Source organism: Thiohalocapsa sp. (genome assembly GCF_019695415.1).
Lineage (GTDB): Bacteria > Pseudomonadota > Gammaproteobacteria > Chromatiales > Chromatiaceae > Thiohalocapsa.
This window is the reverse complement of sequence record NZ_JAIFKJ010000313.1, coordinates 1-2,655: the sequence shown is the minus strand read 5'-3', so window position 1 is coordinate 2,655 and position 2,655 is coordinate 1. Positions and strand designations below refer to the sequence as shown.

Here is a 2,655-nt window from a genome sequence, read left to right as displayed (position 1 = left end):
CATCGCCAGCGGCGGCGCCAGTCTGGGCCGCCAGCTCTGCCCACTGCTGCGCCCCCCGCGCCAGGCACGTCCAGGCCGCCGCACCAGCCTACGTGAAGCGCGGGCGCGCGAAGAGCTGGCGAGCGAGAGCGGCTGCAAGCGCGTGCTCCATCGGCGCGAGCAGTAACGGCTGTCGGACACGGACGCGTACGTCGACACGCTGCTCGCCGACGCGGGCGCGGAGGACGCGCCCGCGTCCATGCGGACACGGCTCGTCGAGCTCGTCAACGAGCGCCGAGCTTTGCTGGACAAGGCCATCGAGTCCGAGGACTTGCTGCTGCGCAGGCTCGGGGAGCTGGAGGCCGCACAGTCGGGCCTGTCGGCGACCATCAGACGGTTCGACGAGCTGCTGGACGTGAACCTGCTTTGGGTGCGCAGCGCCTCGCGCACCGAGCTTGCGGCACTCGGGGCCCTGCCGGATCAGGTCTGGCGGATCGTCTCGCCGAGTGGCTGGGCCGGAGTGGCCGGCGTGCTGGTCCACCAGGTCACTCACTCGGCCGTCTTCGTGCTGCTCGGTCTGATCCTCGCGGCCTTCCTGTGGGGCCGCAGGCACCTGATCCGGTTCATCGAGGCCACCAGCGAGCGGCTCGGCAAGCCCACCACCGACCGCTTCGCATACAGCTTGCAGGTGCTCGTGGTCACCCTCGTCGCCGCTGCCGCCTGGCCCTCGGTCGCGGCGGTGGTGGGCTGGCAGCTCCAGGTGTCGTCTCAGGCCACCGACTTCTCTATGGCCGTGGGTGGCGCGCTCCTCGCGCTCGCCATGCAGTTCTATTTCCTGCGTGCCCTGCGCCTGATGTGCATCCCGCGCGGGCTCGCGGCGGCCCACTTCCGCTGGCCCGAATCCAGCGTCCGGCTGCTGCGACGCGAGTTGGACCGTCTGTCCTGGACCTATCTGCCGGCGGCGGGCGTGCTGCTGGTGATCGTCCGTCTCGACCCGCTGAACGCCGGCTGGGCGGCGGGGCGCGTCGCCTTCATGGTCCTCGCCCTCACCCTGGCGTTCGCCTTCTTCCGCCTGCTGCACCCGAAGTCCGGTGTCCTCGCGCATGCGGCGAAGGGGACGCAGCAGGGGCGCACGCTGCCGGTCCTGTACCCGTTCTGGTATCCGTTGCTGGTCATCGCACCCTTGGCGCTCGCGGTGCTGGATGTGCTGGGATACCTCTACACCGCGGCAACCCTGCTCGGGCGGTTCGTGCAGAGTACCTGGATGGTGGTGGCGCTGATCCTGCTGACTGCACTGGCACAGCGATGGGTCAAGGTCACGCGTCGGCGCATCGCCTACGACAAGGCGATGGAGCGCCGCCAGGCGGCGCGCGAGGCCCGCCGACGCGATGGCGAGCATGCCGACGGCGAGGACGCGGCCGGGCTGACGGAGGTGGAGGAGCCGCAGGTCGATCTCGACGCCCTGAGCGATACCACCGGCGGCCTGATCACCACCGCGGTGGTCACGGCCGGCGTCATCGGGCTGTGGATCATCTGGTCCGATGTCATCCCCGCCCTGCGCGTGCTGGACAACGTGAGCCTGTGGCAACAGACCGTCACGGTGGACGGCGAGGAACGCCTCGACCCGGTCACCCTGGCGGATCTCGGCCTCGCGTTGGTTATTGGTCTCGCAACCTTCGTCTTCGCGAAACAGATTCCGGCCGTGCTGGAGATGATCCTGCTGCGCAGCGCCGATGTCACCGCGGGCGGCCGCTACACGGTCACGACACTGACCACTTACGCCATCATCACCGTCGGTCTGCTGGTGGTTTTTGCGCTCATTGGCGTGCAGTGGTCACAGCTGCAATGGCTGGTGGCGGCGCTCGGCGTGGGCATCGGCTTCGGCCTGCAGGAGATCGTGGCCAACTTCATCAGCGGCCTGATCATCCTGTTCGAGCGCCCGATCCGGATCGGCGACATCGTCAGTGTCGGCGACACCACCGGCGTGGTCACCCGCATCCGCATCCGGGCGACGACCATCCGCAACTGGGACAAGCAGGAGCTCCTGGTGCCGAACAAGGAGTTCATCACGGGGCGCTTGCTCAACTGGACGCTGAGCGACCCGACGAACCGGGTCGTGATCACGGTCGGCGTGGACTACGGCACCGACGTGAGGCTGGCGCTGCGCCTGATGGAGGAGGCGGTCAAGGAGGAGGAGCGGGTCCTGGAGGATCCGCCCCCCCTCCTGAGCTTTGAAGGCTTCGGGGACAACGCCCTGACCCTGATCGCACGCTGTTATCTGGGCTCGATGGACTATCGCATCACCGTGATTACGGCGCTGCATCATGCCATCAACGACAAGTTCCGCGACCACGGCATCTCCATCGCCTTCCCGCAGCGAGACGTGCACCTGACGACGCCAAAGCCGCTGGACGTGCGGGTCAGGCAGGACGGACCGGCGCCTTGAGCGGGGGCGTGCTCGTCGGCCTAGCCGGCTGCCCAGACGGCCCGCCCCCCGGCGGGGCCCAATCCAGCTCGTCGAAGTAGGGGTCGTCCAGGAGCTCCCGCCGACGGCGCAGCCCCCGCCGGCCCCCGCTGCGCCCCCGCCGCTCCCACGCCACCCGCTCCCCACCCGCCTCGGCCGGCCGCACCTCGTCCACGCGTGTGTCGCCCTCGCGGTCACCGCCGCCACCCGCC

2 protein-coding genes are annotated in these 2,655 nt (G+C 69.5%); one reads left to right on the top strand and one right to left on the bottom strand.

The genetic code is table 11. The features are described 5' to 3' along the window. Positions 1–238: 238 nt before the first annotated feature. Positions 239–2,425 (top strand): mechanosensitive ion channel domain-containing protein, encoded by a 2,187-nt coding sequence (locus I6U14_RS09100; protein ID WP_296898650.1) that lies wholly within the window; start codon positions 239–241, stop codon positions 2,423–2,425. On the opposite strand, the gene I6U14_RS09095 is transcribed toward I6U14_RS09100, so the two are convergent. Continuing rightward, positions 2,400–2,655: hypothetical protein (locus tag I6U14_RS09095; protein ID WP_296898647.1), on the bottom strand; the 256-nt coding region annotated here is incomplete at its 5' end. The genes I6U14_RS09100 and I6U14_RS09095 overlap by 26 nt on opposite strands.

Excerpts from the sequence above, each read along its gene's own strand:
- I6U14_RS09100 (WP_296898650.1), top strand. The coding sequence starts at position 239 with ATGCGGACACGGCTCGTCGAGCTCGTCAACGAGCGCCGAGCTTTGCTG.